We start from the raw sequence: 18,244 nt of genomic DNA, 5'->3' as shown, positions 1-18,244 counted from the left end.
ACTTAAAAATATAATTCTTATCAAGATAAAATTTGATTGGTAAACTGCTTCACTTAATTAAGAAACAACGATGTTAATTATTTCAATTTGACTAAATTTGACCACAACAAGATTTTTGGATGGTATTATTAAGAATTAATACATAATATAAAATCGTTTAATTTAGAATAATGAGAATAGATAAACTTCACGTAAGAAATTTTAGAGGTTATGGAGATCTTGAAGTCGATTTTCATTCCAATTTTAATCTTATTATTGGTGATAATGGCAGCGGTAAAACAGCATTGTTAGAAGCTCTCACTGTCGCAATGTCGTCTTTTTTTCTTGGAGTTCGCAACGTATATGCTAAAGGAATCAGTAAAAATGATGTCCGTATTGCTAATTTTGAATTTTCTGAGGAATATCAATTCCCAGTTGAAGTAGAAGCTTATGGAAAGATTGACAAAAACCAATTAAGCTGGAGAAGGTCATTAAATGGAATTAAAAACAGAACAACTTCTACTGATGCAAGAGATCTTAGCTCATATGCAGAAATGTTGGACAACTCAATTTCTATAGGAGAGAATTTAAATTTGCCCCTTCTTGCTTATTATGCAACGGGACGCCTCTTTGATGAGGCAAAAGAAATGAAATCATTGAAAAAAGATGATGATTCGAAAGTTCATATTGCTTCTCGCTTCCGGGCTTATGACAAATGTCTGGAATCAAAATCAACTTATAAGCAATTTCATAAATGGTTCAAAGCTAAAGAGATTTCAAAAATTCAAAAAAGAACTGAAGATATTGCGATGAATCTTGTACAGGAAGCAGTTATCAAACATCTTCCTAATTGTAAAAATTTTTATTTTGAGTTTGATCCGGATAAACCACAAGGATTAAAAGTTGAATTAATTGATGGAAGAGTGCTTCCCTTCACTTATTTAAGTGATGGTACCCGCAATTTTTTTGCCCTTATATCAGACATTGCATATAAAGCAACAACATTGAATCCTCATTTAAAAGAAAGAGCTCTGCTGGAAACAGAAGGAATTATCCTAATTGATGAACTTGACTTGCATTTGCATCCTGAATGGCAGCGAAAAATTGTGGATGCTTTAAAATCCACCTTTCCTAAAATCCAATTCATATGCACCACTCACTCTCCTTTTATTATTCAGGAAACAGAAGAAAATGAGCTTTTGATTATTCATAATAACAGCATAAAAGAAAATAACAGCGGAATAAATTTAAGCATTGAAGATATCGCAGAAATACATCAAAAGGTAGATAATCCGCAATGGAGTAAAAAACGCCAGGATCTTTTTGAATTAGCGCCTTTTTACTACAATGCGATAAAAAATGGCACACTGGATGAAGATTTAAAAAATAAGTTTGAACAGGCCGCAAAGCCCTTTAGCTCGGATACAGCATTGTTTTCTGTTATTGAAGAAGAAAAAATTTTACAGGAATATCTAAAAAATAAAGATGAGGCCAATAGATAAGGGAACTTCTGCAGTTGTCTATACTACCTACGGCAATGCCAGACATGATTTAGCAGAACAGATTGGATATTATTGTTCTTATTGCGAGATGGGAACAAACAATATGATTGAAGTGGAACATGTACATCCGATTCATCATGGTGGAGATGAACTTGATTGGGGCAATTTTTTGCTTTCCTGTAAATATTGCAACACCATTAAGTCGGACAACAATGTTAGCAGAACTGGGTACTTCTGGCCGGATATCGACAATACAGATTTATTATTTGACTACACGCTGGATGAAAGGATTGTAGAAGTCAGAACAAATTTGACACCTGCTCAAAATTCACAAGCTGCAGCTTTAATTAAGTTAGTAGGTCTAAACAGGTATCCAGGCAATGCAGATGCACCTACTGAAGCAGATACAAGATGGAGGCTGAGGGATGAAGTCATGATTACTGCAATGTCGTCCTATAATCGCTGGTCTAAGATAAGAAATGATATAGCTAATCCATGTAGAATAGATATGGCGGAACAAATCGCTGAAACCTCATTGATTGGATTTTATTCTCTCTGGTGTAAAGTATTTGAGGGGGAACAGACAGTCCTGGATAGTATTGACTTGTTATGGCAAGACAGGTTTAAAAATTTCAAACAATTTGATCCGATTACTGGTAGTCGGCTAATGAGGCATGGCGGTCAGATTTAATTTTGCAAATCTGTAATTTCATGATGGATTGTTATTCTAAGAAGGTAAATGGACATTTATAATATTAGTTTTTTTGATACAGTCAAATAGATTATACAGATCTTAGCTTTAATAAGCTATTGTATATATTAATCAAAAAAAACTCCAAAAATCATTGGATTTTGGAGTTTTTTTTTAAAATAAATATTTTAGATCTACAGAATATGCCTCGCTTTTCCAAAACTTTCTATTTCATAATAACGTACATTAAATTCATCTGAGGGCATCTTATTTCGCATTAATTTATAAAAGTTTTCATCATGAGAGGATATTACAATCTGACGATCATATTTTGTAATCATCGTGCGGATTAAATCTATGAAGGAAAGCATATTAATATCACTTAAGTTTTGAATTGGATCATCCATAAATATAGTATCAATCTCGTCACTTTGCTTTTCAAATGCATTTGCTAAAAAAATACTTAGCGACAAGACATTTAGCTGACCAGCACTTAGATATAAAGAGGGATCAAGTTCTTCATCATTACTCACAGCCTTTATATCCAATATAGGGCCTTTATCTGTGACTTTTGGATTAATTTTGATCTCATTAAGATTTGGATGAGGCTCAATTCTGGAATAAATCTGATTGATTACGTCTTGATTAAAATAATTATTAATTTCATTATTAATATATTTTTTTGAAGTTGTTCGAGCGTTTTTAACTTTATCTATCGCCAGATCCAAGGGGCCGATCTTTTCCTGCCATCGTTTAATATCCCGTTCTGTTGAATTTTTTAAAACATTTTTTTCAATAACTTGCAAATTGATTAACAGCTCCTCAAGATCTTTCACTTCAGCTTCAACATTATCAAGATATTTTTGCAGTTTATCTAATTCCTTTGTAAAAAAATCCACTGTAGGTTCGGATATTTCTGAGAAAGACTTAAAAATTAATTTGTATTTGTTGATTTTTTGATGATTTTCAGCAATTTCATCTTGTTTTGCAAGGCGAAGACCGGGAATGTCCGCTTCCGAAATTTGGACTGAAGATGCATTGATGTTATTTTGTATTTCTAATATTTTATCAATATTTTTCTGTTTTTCATTTTGAAAAGATGTATGTTCTGTTGTAACATCCGACAGCCTGCTATTTAATATTTTTTTATAAAATGTGTCGATAGGCAAATTTAACTCTGACTTAATTTGCTCGGCTTCTATCAAAGTAATGTCAGCCCGAGAAATTGCTATAGTATTTTCACTTGTAGAAATCTTGTTTTTCAATATTGAAATTTTATTGTCTAAAGTCGAGATTGCATTATTTCTATATTGTACTATGTTTTCTAACCGTTTGCATTTTATGCTTATTTCTAATAATTTAAGCTGCATATCAGATTTAATCTTTTGAAAATCAAAATCTTTTTTATTATCCGTTTCATCAAGATCGGGCTGTAGCACTGAAAGACTCTTCTTGACTTCGCGCTGTGAATTTTCCAAGCTGTTTTTGGTGTTGCTAATATCAACCGTGATCTGTGCTCTCTGTGTTTGAAGCAAAGTAATTTCATTCTGAAAAAGTTCGAGAGAATGTTTTATATATAGAGCAATTTTTTGGTTTGGAACTGCTAATTTTTCCAAAAGATCTTTTTCACTTGCAAGTGCAGTATTCAGGTCAGCTTTCAATTTATCTGTAGCGGTAACTGCTGATTTTTGTTGTTCAATTTCCCTAATCAAAATAGAGACATCAGTAAATTTTGTTGCGCAAAGAGGACAGTGATCAGCATCAGTATTCTTTACATATTCTTCTCCCCAAGTTATTAATCTTTCAAAGGTTTCATCTAAAGATGTAGACTTGTTGAGATCTGAATGAAGTTTTTCTATTTCATTTTTATTTGTAATAATTAATGATAGTATATCGTTGCGCTCTACAAGTTCCTTAGAAAGTTTTTCCTGATCTGTTTCAGGCAAATATTCATAATTTCTTTTTTCTTCAATTGCGTGAAACTGGCTTCTTTTGTCAATTTGAGCACTGATCTTTGCCTCTTTTTCTTCAAAAGAATCATTAAGCTCTTTTAATTTTTTTGTAGTTTTTTCTGTTTCTTCTTTCCAAAAGTTATATTTCTGCAATTCAGTGTCCCATTCAGATAAGCTTTTGTCTAAGCTGTCACGTTGCGTAATCCAATCTTTGAGTGTGGATTGTAATTCGAGTATTACCCTGCGGGAGCCTTCTAAGTAATGAAAATGTTTGTCAATATCGAGACGGCTGTTTTTTACAATTTCTTTTTGATCCGAAATTGTTTTATAAACGACATCAACAAGATCAATCAATTCGAGTAATCGAGTGAGTTTTTGTTTTGAATTTAAAAGAAAGGATAATTTGGTATCAAGTACTTTACCTACATCTTTGTGAGATTTAAGATCAGCGTGCAATTTTGCCAATTCAGATAATTTACTGAAATTGTCGTCTAATATTGGTTCGTTTTTTTTCCATAGCAGGTAATTTGTGAAATCCTTTTGAAGATTAAGCAAGACAGCGATTTGCTCGCTACTGTTGCGTTCAATAAGTTTAGCACGCTCTATATATGTTTGTGTTGTAGCTAAAATAGCCTGATAAGACTCCTTGTTTACATTATTTGTCAGTTCCTCGATTTTTAATCCTGTTTTTGAGTTCTCTGTAAGATCTTTTATTGATTTATTTAAAGGCAGTATCTGATCTTCGGCATTTAGAAAATCCTTAATTTGTTGTTCGGCCAGGGTTATGCTTCCATGAAGGTCAACTTTTTCCTTTTGCAGCATATTTACATAGCTGTCTAAATCACGCAGAATTGAAATTGCATTCTCTCCTTCTGGCCAAAAGTTCTGCAACTGCAAGAACCGCTGATCTGGCTTAGTATGACGCAGAAACTCATCGATTTGGTCTTGAGTTAAAATATTAGTTTTAACTAATCTGTCCAGTACTGGCTGATCGTAATCAGAAGTTAGATAGCTGACAGTTTTATAATCGTATTTAAAATCTACCCTAACTCCTTTACGTTCGGTGGCAGTTCGTTCAATAACTTTCTGATCATCAGTGCTAATTTTAACAGAGCCACTTCTTCCTTCTTTAAAACTTTGTCTATTGGTAATTAATATCTTGTCTCCGCTCGAATAGTCCCTTCTGTTTATCTCATGGCCTAGCACATCCGTTTCAAATCTTCTTATTTTGCTGGCATAACACCATTCAACAGCATCAAAAAAAGATGTTTTGCCATAACCGTTTGGTGCGTAAATTACCATCAGATTCGATAGCGGTCCGGTACCAGAAAAACTAAATTCTTGGCTTCCTTTATATATGCGAAAGTCGTCAATCTTAATGTTTTTAATTTTGCTCATCAGTTAAGATATTGATTAGATTTTGTAAATTATCCCTATTGGTCATCGTCCCAATTGCTTGTATCGCCTGAGCCACCTCAGGATGATTGGCATTAATGACCTGCTCAAGTTGATCTGTGGATACTTGACGCAGCGGAATTTCGATATCGATTAATGTTTTTCCTATTAAGGATTTTATATAATCATCATTAATTTGATTGTTTTCGATCCTGCATACCATTTTTCGTGCAGAAAATTTATCTTGTAGTATTATCTGTTTAAGCTCTTCAGGTACATCTTCTTTTACCAAATACAGCAAGTATAAATTCCAGCGTTCTGCATGACTATCTCTTTTGCTTTGAAAACTTACTGCAATGTGATCTCTGAGTTCTTTATATTTTTTTTCAAGCTCTGCGGCAGTTTCGTAAATTATTGAGAAGACATATAAATTGATACTTCCGGAAGGTTTTTGCCAGCATTCAGTTCCTGAGGTATTGAAAAAGTCATCAAATTTGGAGAGTTCTTCTATTGTTTGTCTGGATTTAACTAATTGCATCAGTGAAAATTTTCGTTAGGTTATCGGTTATGTCTTCAAGCGATTGACTTGAAGTGACTTTTCTGCTTAGTTCTGTGAAACTGAGTATACCGCAGTAAATAGATTCAGCAATATTTAAGCCTGCATCAGGTGGGCCTGCAATATTAAATACAATTTTTTTCTTATCTTCCGCACTAATCACATTAAGGCCAAACATTGTGTTATGTGAATGAAAAATATGGCACTGATTATTTTGTAGCGTGCCGGCAAATGATTTTTCCAGAATATACTCTTTAGCAATGTCGAAGTATACCTTTTCTTCAGTAAAATAGAACTGTAATGTCAAGTTTATGTCTTGCGTAATTGGTGTTTCAACTCCTGGAATTAATTTTGAAACTTCAGTTTTAGGAAGAGAGATGCAAATTGCATTTATATTTGAATATTCGCCTTTAAGAAATTGAACGTAGGTCAAAAATTCTAACCATGCTCTCCATAATTCCTGGTTTATTACTGTCTGGCTTTTCAAATAACCTATAATCTGTTGTAATGTCCCGGAACGTTCCGGTACCATCAGCTTTCCACCGAGTCCTACTGCAATATTTTGCGGAGAAGTTTTCTTTGCAACAGCTTTAGCTTGGGCCTGTCCAAGACCTTTGAAAGGGTCAGATGTGTAATCAAAGGCCGCAGATACATAATTAGTGAAGTCTCCTAGCTCATCATTTTTAATAGCAACATTGTTACGTATAAGGAAATCTTTAGCTTTTTTTATACTTACCGAGCATAAATGATTTACATCCTTGTACCTAAGTACCGCAGTAACGTATTGATTACAGTTGAGAACTCCAGACCCGGAAAACCCTCTAAATTCCTTAAGAAGAGCAATACCATTGGTTTCCAGTACAATATCATGAGTATGTTCAATGTCTATTTTATTAAAAATAGTGCCTGCAATTTTGGACCCCACTTTCGAGCCATCTACTGTTGCAGGAAAACCAAAAGACGACCACTCGGCACTTATTAAAGGATCTTCATCGCATAGAATTACTATATTTTCGGAATTAAATTCTTCGGTAATTAAAATTGCCAAATCATTAATTTTGCAGGAGTCTTTGACGGTGACTTTAAATTTTGCATTTTCCCTATTTTCAATATAAAATGTCTGGTCAGCAAAATCTTCAACTACATGCAATGATGTCAGCAGAAGATTTTCTGAGATAAAAAAAGCTGTGCCTTCTGGAATACTCTCGCTGTTAAGTACTTTCCAAGTACAAATTGTTAAGTGATTAGTCTCTGTCATTAAAGATCAATTTTATTAGAAACTTCAGTAGTATAATTTAATTTTTCTTTCAAATTATCATCGAAAATACCTGCCAAGTTTTTTGGAGCATAATTAAAAAACAATTTTCTGCTGGTTAAGTTTTCAGGAAGCGGTCTGTTGATTATAAAAGCAAGTGTCTCTATATCAGGATGAGCATGAGAAGGATGTTCGCCATTTGTTGATATGAGGTATAGTGGACTATCTATGTAATCATAAAGCTTTCGAGGGTTGTTGGCTAAACTGCCATGATGCCCCACCTTAACAGCATCAAAGAAAAGTTTGTCCTGACCCGGGTATAAAAGTTGCAACTGCTCTATAATTGGTTCGGCATGGGCATCAGCTAAAAATAATATTTTTTTATGGTCAGCTTCCAAAATAAATGAAATTGAACTTCCATTCCCAACAGTCCTATCTGCTTTATACTTTGCATTTTTAACTATAGATTCAATAATTTCGGGCGTGAAAGAAGAGATTAAAGAACCTGTAATTTCGCCTTGATAATTTTCAACTTCTCCTTTCTCAATCGATTTAATATAAAGCTCGAAAGCATCATCTATAAATTCACTGGCAGATAGCGTAACTCCAAATTCTTTCAGTCCTCTTTTAAATGCACTTTCAAGCGCTTGTAATTGTGTTTTATTAGGTCCGAGAAGAATTATTTTGACTCCTTCTTTAATCAATACTTCGGTTTTATGCTCGATACATACTGCCTGGCCTTGGAAATCAGTATTCCAGCTGTAGTCTCCTGACAGTAATTCTTTGCCTAGTTTAGATGCTTGTTTAGCTCCGATTTGGGTTCCTCTAGAAGTATCCTGAGGATTTTGCGAAGCAATAAAATTTTTAAGCAGGCCTTCTTCTAATGGGCTTAGTGGTTTCAGATTCTGTTTTTCAAATTGCAAATGCCTGTAAGCATTATGCCAGACCTGATCAATTTTAATTATCTTAGGACTTGAAGCTGATCCATTATCTTTTATAAGTTTTGCTGCGCTGCTGATATGGTCTTCATCATAATGAGTAATAATGAATCTGTCAATGATTTTTCCCTTTGTATGGTGATCTTCAAGCAATGGGAGCAATCCGGAAGTAAAATTAAAACCACAGTCTACAAGTATATTTGTATTTGGTTGATTTTCATTTTTAGCAATATCAATTAAAATTGTATCTCCATAAAGAGCGGGTAAAAGATGTATTGTAAGCATTAGATTCAATTAGTTATAGTGGTTGCTAAATGTAGTATTTTTTTTATTCTCCAGCATTTAAAAAAAAGTATTTTATTAGAACAAACTTACTATTAAAAGCAATAATGTTAAATAAATGATTAATTATGGCTTGGAAAATTAGATTTGAATTACGTTCTTTAGAAAAAACGATGACCACTATTTTTAGAATAAGTAAAGCATTTTAGTGCAATTCAGGCAGGAGTACTGTAATTAAAATTGAAGTTTATTTTACGTTTTATTGATTATGTGATGCTGAGTTTTTATTGCCTCGAGTTTTTTTAAAGCAGGCTGCTACACTTCCAGTAAATTTCAATGGTTAATTTTATAATCGATTTTTAAGATTATAGATTTTTTAAACTACTGGTATCACTAATTTTTCAGTTATAAATATTAGTTAACGTTTCTTTTATTAGTTTAAATCATGTAGGTTTTTTTTTTTTTTTCGACTATTTTTAGAACCTCAAAGGAAATATTATGGGAAGGAAACTAACAACAAATTCAAGACTTGTAAATGAATTATTTGCTAATTATATTAGTACGTTTACGGCTTTCAGTGAGCTTATGAATAATTCTATTCACGCAAAGGCTACAAATATTTGGATTGATATCGCATATGCCGGGGAAGATGAAATTACCCCTTCATTGATTAAAAAGTTAGTAATTAAAGATGATGGTATCGGCGTGCACGTAACTGACTTAGAGAGAAAACTATTTGATATTGGTACAACAAATAAAGACGGTGGCAAAGGTATTGGAAGATTTGCTAGTTTTCAATTAGGTAAAGAGGTATCTATAGAGACGGTCGGTTATTCGGATAAATCTAAGAGTTTTACAAAGTCTCTAATACCGTTGCATTTTGATATGTTCGGCAAGAACCTAAATGTGTCTGATATAGATGTAGAGTCAAATGAGCAGGTTTTAGAGGGGAAAAGTCATAAAACATATTATCAGGTCACAATTAATGATTTTTATGATAGTGTCATCACTGATAAAGAGCCAAAAAAGAAAATTATAGATAAATTTCTTCAAAATAATATCCAAGATGCCATCTTTGAAAAATATTCCCTGAAAATTTTTAATAAAGATATTATTTTTCATGTCAACGGGAAAAAGATGGAGCCTTCGCACTTTATAATTGACAGTCCTGTAGCTAAAATATTTCCCTTTACAGATCAAAAAGGAACGGAACATAAAGTTGTGTTTAATTTTATTCAAATAAAAAAGGTTGATAAAATAAAAGTGTTTTTGACGACAAACAATGCTGGTATTCAAACTATTGGCAACGGTTTTGAATTTGATGCACAATGGCTAAGTCCAAAAATAGGAGGATGGTATGTTTACGTGGAATCTAACACACTTCCAACAGATCTTTATAGGAATATTGACTTAGACGAAATGGATGAAGATTGGAAAAATTTTCGTCAATTCGTAAAAGACAGCGTTAGTGAGTTTTATAGAGCGCGAAATGCAGAATACGATAATTTCAGTTTAAAGTTAAAGAACGACGAGTTTTATCCTTTTAAAGACAAGTCCAGTAGTTCGAAATCTAAAGAAGTAATCTTTGATAAGCTTGCTTTTTTAGTTGAAGATAAGTATCATTTATTAAATGAAAATAATAAACTTCGGGAAATTATATATCCTTTAATTGACCGTACAATTTCGAATGGAGAACTCGATAATATTATAAAAAATATTCTGCATCTCAATTCCAAAACCATAACTAAGTTTACTAATCTTTTAGAAAAGACAGATTTAGAAAGCGTAATTGAATTTTCAGATAAAGTAGCCAAAAAAATTGAAGACTTGGAGTTTCTTGAGAAACTTGTTTATAGTGAAATTTCTAAAAACGTGAAGGAAAGAAAAGAACTGCATAAATTTTTAGAAAAAATGTTGTGGGTTTTTGGGGAGGAATTTAATCAAAATACAAAAGCATTATCCGATAAAAACCTTGAGAATAATCTGTTAAAATTAAGAGAAGATTGTTTGTCATATAAACCATCAAAGAATGACGATAATATTAATACCGAGATTGAAACACCATTACGGTCTATAACTGATCTTTTTTTATATAATGAAAGAATTCTAGATTATAAGAAAAGGGAAGTTCTAGTAGTTGAACTTAAAGCTCCCAGAGTGAAAATTAGTTCAAAAGAATTACTTCAGGTAGAAAAGTATGCACGAGAGATTGATAAGAATAATTCAATAAGTCAAAATGTAAGTTTCAAGATTCTTCTTGTAAGTTCAGCTATTAATTCAGACACCGAATTTAAACTTGAAGGTATAAGGAAAAATAATGATAACCCTTATTTATACTTTCAAAGTTCTACTGGTAAAATTGAAATATGGGTTATGAGGTGGTCTGATTTAATCGAAAATGTAAAAAGAAAGCTGAGCTATATGTCATCTGAGCTCAAAACAAAAGATGTAGACGTGCAGCAAAAAGCAGCTAAAGATTTTGAAGAAGTAGATTTTGGAAAATATAATTCAACACTCAAAAAAGTTTCTGTTAATTAATATCTCTTATGAATAATCTTTGAGGTTTTAATTTCTAATGCAATTTAAAATTAAAAGGATAAATCTTGTTAAAAAAAATATTTAATTATTTTCTTGTAGTTATTATTGCTTTATGCTGTTAGGTAATGGTAAACTGCAAAATTAGCGTATTATTGCCCTTATTGAATGCTTTTAAAGAGATTAACTTTTTTTGATTAGTCGAATTATTCTTGAATGCATCTTAGGCAGACTTGCAGCCGGGGCATTTAGGGGCTGGATTTTTTTGTGATCTTTACTGTACCGGGAAATGTTGCCGGAATCTTATTCGGAGTGATAAGCATTGTTAATTGTGTATAATATTATTTTTTAGGAGCCCTTCCTCTTTACTTTCCAATCTTTTGTGCAGAACCCTGGCACAAAAGGATTCCCACTGCTATCGTTGCTAGGGTGGCGACGAGGACATATTTGACCATCTAAATAGAAGTACATTTGAGTTCTCCTGCGATTAGACGCTTTTTTTGGATTTACTAATATTAATGTTTAATTCTCTGTACTCAACATCAGTTTTTAAAGCTCATCAATCCTTATCATCTGAATTTTATCATCGTTTATACCAAGCATCTCAATTGCGGTGGATTTAAGATTTAATTTCTCGTCTTGCGAGTAATAGCTAATCTTCCAATTTGTATCTGGTAGTAATTGTTGAACCTTTTTAAAATAGGGCCAGTCAACCTCTCCAAGGGAATGCCCTAAAACAATTACTTCATTAAAAGAATTTAATATTATCGAAATAAGTAGAGTTGCTATCTAAAATCGAGGCGGTATTTTTTATTAAAGCATAAAATGGATATCTGGCAGCATTTTCGGAATCCGTAAATAAAGTTCTGTTAGAGTCTCCAAACTCATCAAGCTCTTCTTTTGCAGGATCCCTCTGCTGTAACATACCATGACCAAAAATTAGTTCAGAGGTGTAATCGTTGGCTTTATTATGGATGTATAGAATTTTACTAATAGGAACCGAATAAAGCACCTCTAAAGTATCCGTGTAATTAAAGTTTATAAAATTTGCATCTTCTTTAATTTTAGCCAATCCTTTTTTTTTAGCTGGAAGTTCAAGTTCTTCTATCCATTCTCTAAATGCATCTTTAATATCATCAATCAAATGCTCAACTTCTTCATTTATTTCATCTTCCAAACCAAATACTTCGCTGGGCTTGAAGCTTTCGCTTTGAACATCAATATTGTTTAGGTCACCTAGTAGGTTTTCGTATTGAAATGTCGCTAAATCATTTTCGAAGTTCTTCCATAGATATTTATCGTCTGTTTCGAATAAAAAGTAATTTTCAATTTTATTCTCTAAATCTGGGAAATTTTGAATTACAAAATTGTGAAAATCGGCATAACGTGTTTTAAGACCATTAAATAGGTCAAAGCCATTGCCGATAATATATAAAGTATGCATGTTGTTTATTTTTTGATTAAACAATTAGAGATTAAAAAAAACATGTTTTGATATTACAATTTATCTTTTTTAATAAATGATTTCACAGTGCATTTTCCTAAAGTTAAATTGAAAGTAATATTATCTTTAGACAATCTTTGTTGGCCTGATGGAAGAGTTTGTAATTTCCTAAGAAATTGAAAAATTTCATCTACTACAGGATCGTATAATATTTTTCCTTTTTCAAAATCAAAGGACTCGGTTCCAAATGAAGCAATCAAATTATCTGTTGTAAGATCATAACTTTCGGGATCTGTATTTTGATACTCCTCTAAGATAAATCGTGTTTCAACTCCAATCAGATCATATTTTTCTAAGACAATACTATTTAATACAGCAATATTGTGACCAAATTTTTTCTTCTGTACACTTGGATAAATTATAGCCTCGATATTATCTTTTGAGGGAACTGGATAAAACAAAAATTGAGAGGATAGCTCAGCACTAAAAAGATAATCTCGTGGTCGGCCTCTGGATACTTCAAGACTAAAAACATCGACAAAGAAATCCTCCAAGATGTGGAAGACCTCTTGTAATTGATTTTCAAATACAGGATTTATAGTTTTATCTTTTTGGATTAAATTGCAATTAACCGTGGCACCCTCTTTCAGTTTGAAATGAGATAGGGTAATTACATCACCTTTTTTTGGTTTCATTTCCCAATATGCTTCTGCTTCATTAATGCCACAGTAAAGTACTTGATGTTTGGGTAAATTACAACGGCCATAATTACATAAGTCAATAGGAGGCGCAAGAAGTTGAGAAATATCAGTTAAATAACTTAATTCAGAGTCTTTTAAAATTTGATTATTTATTGAAATGCGAACCATTCTTTCTGGAGGATCCTTTCGATAACTGCCGGGTTTAATATTGAAAAAAGTATGAATGTCATTTTGTAATCTGGCAAAATCTTCATTTGATAAATCATGGGTTTTGCCTAAAAGGGTTCTATAATAGTTAACTTTCTCGAGAATTTCTTCTGTACTATTTAGATTTAATTCTTCAGTATTATATTTGTTATTGGCTACTTTTTCTATCATATTCGTTATATTTTAGGAAAGTGAAAAAGCGTTACTTCAACTTGAATTTTCTTGTCCCCATCATCAGGCAAAGTAAATTCGTAATTAATGGAATGTTCATATGTGTCCTTGATATGTCTGCTGTAATTTTCGTGCTTAATAATTTCACTTTTTATTGTGCTTACAACAGTTGTCATTTCTTTTTGGTCTACAAAAATTATCAATGCTGTTTTAGTGTCTCTATGTGTCAAGTAACCTAATAATTGATCAATGCCTTCAGTTAATTTTTTTTGTCCTTTCCAAAACTTGCATTCAGCAACAAAGAGATTCGTTCCGTCTTTTGCATACTTTAGAAGAATGTCTGTCTTACCTTTTTTATTGAATGCTTCCCCAACTCCTGTTGCAGCTTCATATCTTGTTTCAAGAAACAGCAAGAAAACATCTCGTAAATCTTCTTCATGCTTATCCTTGTATAATGAAGGTTTCCGTTCAATTGCTTTTCCGACATTATATAAAACTTCCCTTATATCTGCATAAACTTCTTCCTGAAGTATTGGAACTTTTTCTTTTGCTACTGTTTTACTTGTTTCTGTTGCCGGGGTTGGAATTGCTTTTTTTGTTATAGTTGGCGGGACTAAATATTCCGTAGATTTTGGATTAACTTTCAATCCAATTTTTTCCATAAAATCAAACTTCTTTGACACAACTCCTTTTCTGCTTTCTAAGGCTTGCTGAATTAAATTTTCAAGTCTGTCATTCCAAGGTTTAATTTCGTCGTGTATTGCGGGTAAGTTTGTGCTTACAGTGCTGATAATTTCGTTTACTTCTGAAAAATAAGCGTTCTCGTCAAACTGAGTCAGCGTGATTGTTGCCTTGATATTAGTATTGCCAATGACAACATTATCCTCAAGATAAACAATCGTGGATCGCGAAGGCATGCAGTAAAATAGCTTATGGTTTCCCTCAAATGGAATTGTGACAATAATCTCAAGAACACCCTGGTTAATCAATTGTCCCCAGGGATTGTACATTTGTTTGGTTGTTTCTTTTGGCTGTGAAGGTGCAGCTGGCCCCAGAACAATTGGATAAATTGTGAATTCAGATTTTAGGCTTTCAGCAAGCTCGGAAATATTCGTATTATCAGTTATTTCCAATTTGTCAATACGTTCGAAAAGCGATTTTCTGTAATCATTTACAAAATCACTTAAATAATATTTTCTGAATAAATCGCTCATCGTTTAGTATTTGTTATTTGTCTTTATACAATCACTGCTTATTAAATTATACCAACCATAAAATGGGGTCAATATGACTTTTAGCTGGTTTGTGTATTAGTAAGATTTTTAAGCGAATATAAGAATAAATACCAAATCTTTTTAGCTGTGCGGCTGTACTTTCAGTAGTTAATTCCGGCTTGTGGTTTCTGCAACAGTAACCGGTTTCACAGGACTGTTTTTCGAATTCACCCCAGTGCTTACTGCTTTTCTTCCTGGCTGCTCTTTATCCCTAGTATCCCAATTGCTTCCCTTTTGCTTTTTATCAAATAGCCTGTATGCTTTTGTTTTATTTCAGGAGCAAAGGTAGTCCGTGTCCTTGAGCAAAAGCAAGGCCGTGGCCTTTCAGGTCCTGGCAAAAAATCTCCACCCTTGCGGGTTGTATTTTTGCCGGAGCCTTGCTTTTGCCGGACACTTACCTTTTTATGCTCATGAAACAAAACATAGCATACTGCGGCTCTTTAGACGAATAAAAAAAAATGTCAGAAATGAGAATTGAAATATTGAAAACGCCATGATGAAACAAAACAGCGCCTGCTCTCATTGCCGAATAAAATTTCAAAAAAAAATAAAAAGTCAAAAGTAAAAATGCGGGGCGGGAAAAGAAAGTAAACAGGGGGGCGATAGAAAGGCGGTGTGGCGGGAAGATGAAAAGTATTAAGGCGGTGGGTTGCAGTGTGGTGTTGGACTTTTGGAGTTTGGTTTTTTGGGTTTGAGGAATGTAAAAAGATACAAGGGGTACGAGGAACTATAGAACTAAAGTAGTAGAGTAAATAAAAGTAAATAAATATTTAAAAATCAGGAATCATGAACATTACAGGAAGAGTGACAAAAGATGCGAAAGTAAGCACATTGTCAGACAGGAGACAGGTAGTAAATTTTTCGGTAGCCATCAACGAGAGCTACAAAAACAAAAAAGGCGACAGGGTAGAGCAGACCACCTTTTTCGAGTGCGCCTACTGGATAAGCCCGAGGGTTGCCCAGTGGCTGACCAAAGGCACGGTGGTGGAACTCACTGGTATGGTAAGCGCAAGGGCGTGGAAAGGGAATGACGGGGAACCTCGCGCGGGGCTGAACTTCAATACCTCGAATATCAAACTGCACGGGGGCGGGAAGAAGCCTGAAGGAGCGCAGGGAGTTCAAAATGCGCAGGCGGTTCAAACTGGACACAATGCGGTACAGGGAGAAAGCAAAAAAGCCACCTTAAAAGAGCCTGAGGACGATGTGCCGTTTTAAGCAACGGCATTACAAACCAAGTATAAATTTTAAAATCAAATATCATGGCACATAATATCAATTACAACAGCAAAACTGGCAATTACTCTTTTTTCAGCGTAAAGGAAAAAGCATGGCACGGGCTCGGGCAGATCGTGGAGCAGTACCCGACAAGCTCCGAAGCCATCAAACACGCAGGGCTTGACTATCAGGTGGCAAAAAGCCCGCTTTACACCAAGGGTTCTGAAATTATCGCAACCCGTGAGGGTATTGAAGTGGGCAGTACGGAACTGGCAGTTCCTGACTGTTTTGCCACCATACGCACAGACAGCAATGCAGTTTTGGGCGTGGTTGGGAAAGACTACCATATCGTGCAGAATCGTGAGGCGTTCAGTTTTTTTGATGCGATTGTCGGGGGCGGTGACGGTATACTGTACGAAACGGCAGGGGCACTCGGGCAGGGAGAGCGCATTTTCATTACAGCCAAACTCCCTGATTATATCCGTGTGGGAAAAGGGGATGACGTGACCGAAAAGTATATTTTCCTGACTACCTCCCACGACGGTAGCGGAAGCATCACAGCGGCTTTTACGCCCATCCGCATCGTATGCCAAAACACGCTTAACGCTTCGCTTCGCTCGATGAGCAACGTGGTGCGCATCCGCCATACCTCGGGTGCTAAACAGCGACTTGATGATGCCCATAAAGTAATGGGACTGGCGGACAAATTAAGCACCCAATTGGAAGGCATTTTCAATGAGTGGGCTCAAGTTAAAGTAACAGACAGGGAAGTTAAAAAACTGATTCAATTGGCATTATGCCCTAATACCGAAACACTCGCTTTAATCAAAAAAGGGGCAGAAGATGAACTGTCTAGCGTGTTTAAAAATACGGTAGAGGACGCTTTTGCCTACGCCATGGCGAGCGAATCACAGCAGATGGACACAACCAAAGGCACGCTTTTCGGGGCGTACAATGGAGTTACGGGCTACTATCAGAATGTGCGAAAATACAAGGACGATGAAGCCAAACTACAGTCGATTGTTATGGGAGGCACAGCCCAGGGAAAAGCCCAAAAGGCATTCGATTTATGTATGAGTTTTCAGGCGGACGGATCGGAAATCCTTAACCTGAATTAGCAAGGCAGATAAAGAAAGGCTGTTGCGAGAGCGTGACAGCCTTGCAAAAAGCGTCGGTATTATCAAAATTATAAATCCATACGCACAAAGAGGAAACAAATAACAATTTAAATTTTAAGCAATGAATACCAATTTTTTCAATCAGATAGCGCAGTTGCAGATTATAGGGGATTTGCACATTACAATAGCAAAAGGCGCAGAGGACAGGCTTATTGTACTGGTCATGCTCCAAAACGAGGCGTGCGGGGATACTGCAAAGCACAGCATACCGCCTTTAAACCTGCGGGGAACAGCCGAGGAACTCGACAGCGGTTTTTTTGAGAATATAACAGCGCCCATGCAGTCCGCCTCGGGTCTTATGGTGGACATGGAAGGCTATATGAAACAGCTCGAGCAGACCAAAATGCAGTCGGCAATGGAAAAGGAAAAGGAAGACAAGCAGAAAAAAGAACAGGAAGCCAAAGACAAAAAATTCAGCGATGCCATAGCAAAAGCCAACGAACTGGAAAAAGAAGGGAAATTCCGTGAGGCATGGATAAAAGTGCCCGAAATACATGAGTTTCCACTAAAAGCGGAGGAGATACGAAGACGCAAAGCTGAATTATCAGCCCAGTTTGCGCCCGATTTGTTCGGAAGTACAACAGAAACTGCAAAACCCGAACCACCCCGAGAGGCGCTTTTTCCCGAGTATGCTAATGATAGTAGTGATGCACAGGAACATGAAACGGAAGAGGAAGAAACGGAATATTGGGAAGATGACCCCGAAGCAGAGGAGTAGGATATTAATCTAAATAATGAAATCATGTTATTAAGAGCACAATTACAGCGGGTTTTTATACTCAAAGACAAAGGGCAGGAAATCAGGCTTTCAGACCCCGAACCGAGATGGAGTACCGAAGCAGTACTGAATTTTTATGCCCCGACCTATCCGATACTGACCACCGCCAAAATATCAGCCCCCGCCATCAGGGACGATGCGGTCGAGTACCGATTTGAAACGGTAATGGGAACAAAAGGCTAACCAAAATT

General features: G+C 34.9%; 14 protein-coding genes. 7 read left to right on the top strand and 7 right to left on the bottom strand.

Going from position 1 to position 18,244, the window contains the following annotated elements:
• Nucleotides 1-170: 170 nt before the first annotated feature.
• Nucleotides 171-1,481 (top strand): AAA family ATPase, encoded by a 1,311-nt coding sequence (locus tag OZP11_RS02685; protein ID WP_281233702.1) that lies wholly within the window; start codon nt 171-173, stop codon nt 1,479-1,481.
• A complete protein-coding gene (locus OZP11_RS02680) occupies nt 1,465-2,172 on the top strand; it encodes an HNH endonuclease signature motif containing protein (RefSeq protein ID WP_281233701.1) in 708 nt (235 codons plus the stop codon). The genes OZP11_RS02685 and OZP11_RS02680 overlap by 17 nt, the downstream gene beginning before the upstream one ends.
• A 194-nt stretch (nt 2,173-2,366) precedes the next feature.
• Here the strand turns inward: OZP11_RS02680 and OZP11_RS02675 are convergent, their stop codons facing one another.
• The 4 genes from OZP11_RS02675 to OZP11_RS02660 are packed head-to-tail and all read right to left on the bottom strand — an operon-like array spanning nt 2,367 to nt 8,553.
• Nucleotides 2,367-5,522, bottom strand: coding sequence for an AAA family ATPase (locus OZP11_RS02675; RefSeq protein WP_281233700.1), 3,156 nt, complete (start codon nt 5,520-5,522; stop codon nt 2,367-2,369).
• Complete coding sequence (locus tag OZP11_RS02670; protein WP_056209783.1) at nt 5,509-6,057, bottom strand: ABC-three component system middle component 1; 549 nt, start codon at nt 6,055-6,057, stop codon at nt 5,509-5,511. The genes OZP11_RS02675 and OZP11_RS02670 overlap by 14 nt, the downstream gene beginning before the upstream one ends.
• Nucleotides 6,044-7,333, bottom strand: a complete 1,290-nt coding sequence (locus OZP11_RS02665; protein ID WP_281233699.1) for a S1 family serine peptidase — start codon at nt 7,331-7,333, stop codon at nt 6,044-6,046. Before OZP11_RS02665 ends, OZP11_RS02670 begins: the two co-directional genes overlap by 14 nt.
• Complete coding sequence (locus OZP11_RS02660) at nt 7,333-8,553, bottom strand: MBL fold metallo-hydrolase (protein ID WP_281233698.1); 1,221 nt, start codon at nt 8,551-8,553, stop codon at nt 7,333-7,335. Before OZP11_RS02660 ends, OZP11_RS02665 begins: the two co-directional genes overlap by 1 nt.
• Before the next feature lie 495 nt (nt 8,554-9,048).
• Here OZP11_RS02660 and OZP11_RS02655 point away from each other — a divergent pair, with 495 nt between their 5' ends.
• Complete coding sequence (locus tag OZP11_RS02655) at nt 9,049-11,088, top strand: ATP-binding protein (RefSeq protein WP_281233697.1); 2,040 nt, start codon at nt 9,049-9,051, stop codon at nt 11,086-11,088.
• A 745-nt stretch (nt 11,089-11,833) separates the two neighbouring features.
• Here the strand turns inward: OZP11_RS02655 and OZP11_RS02650 are convergent.
• The 3 genes from OZP11_RS02650 to OZP11_RS02640 are packed head-to-tail and all read right to left on the bottom strand — an operon-like array spanning nt 11,834 to nt 14,822.
• Nucleotides 11,834-12,529 (bottom strand): AbiH family protein, encoded by a 696-nt coding sequence (locus tag OZP11_RS02650; protein ID WP_281233696.1) that lies wholly within the window; start codon nt 12,527-12,529, stop codon nt 11,834-11,836.
• A 53-nt stretch (nt 12,530-12,582) separates the two neighbouring features.
• On the bottom strand, nt 12,583-13,608 hold the full coding sequence (locus OZP11_RS02645; protein ID WP_281233695.1) for a hypothetical protein: 1,026 nt from the start codon (nt 13,606-13,608) through the stop codon (nt 12,583-12,585).
• A 5-nt stretch (nt 13,609-13,613) separates the two neighbouring features.
• Nucleotides 13,614-14,822: a hypothetical protein gene (locus OZP11_RS02640; protein ID WP_281233694.1), complete on the bottom strand. Its 1,209-nt coding sequence runs from the start codon at nt 14,820-14,822 to the stop codon at nt 13,614-13,616.
• 846 nt (nt 14,823-15,668) lie between these two features.
• Here OZP11_RS02640 and OZP11_RS02635 point away from each other — a divergent pair.
• From OZP11_RS02635 to OZP11_RS02620, 4 genes are all read left to right on the top strand, one after another.
• The gene (locus tag OZP11_RS02635; RefSeq protein WP_281233693.1) at nt 15,669-16,097 is read left to right on the top strand and encodes a single-stranded DNA-binding protein; all 429 of its coding nucleotides are present in this window, start codon (nt 15,669-15,671) and stop codon (nt 16,095-16,097) included.
• A gap of 44 nt (nt 16,098-16,141) precedes the next feature.
• Complete coding sequence (locus OZP11_RS02630) at nt 16,142-17,215, top strand: DUF932 domain-containing protein (RefSeq protein ID WP_281233692.1); 1,074 nt, start codon at nt 16,142-16,144, stop codon at nt 17,213-17,215.
• Nucleotides 17,216-17,336: 121 nt separating this feature from the next.
• Nucleotides 17,337-17,993 (top strand): PRTRC system protein E, encoded by a 657-nt coding sequence (locus OZP11_RS02625; protein WP_281233691.1) that lies wholly within the window; start codon nt 17,337-17,339, stop codon nt 17,991-17,993.
• A gap of 24 nt (nt 17,994-18,017) precedes the next feature.
• Entirely contained in the window at nt 18,018-18,236 is a 219-nt protein-coding gene (locus OZP11_RS02620; protein ID WP_281233690.1) for a PRTRC system protein C, read from the top strand.
• Nucleotides 18,237-18,244: the final 8 nt, after the last annotated feature.

It is taken from the genome of Flavobacterium gelatinilyticum, assembly GCF_027111295.1.
GTDB classification, from domain to species: domain Bacteria; phylum Bacteroidota; class Bacteroidia; order Flavobacteriales; family Flavobacteriaceae; genus Flavobacterium; species Flavobacterium gelatinilyticum.
The sequence above is the reverse complement of the archived record's forward strand: the minus strand, read 5'-3'. Positions and strand labels throughout refer to the sequence as shown.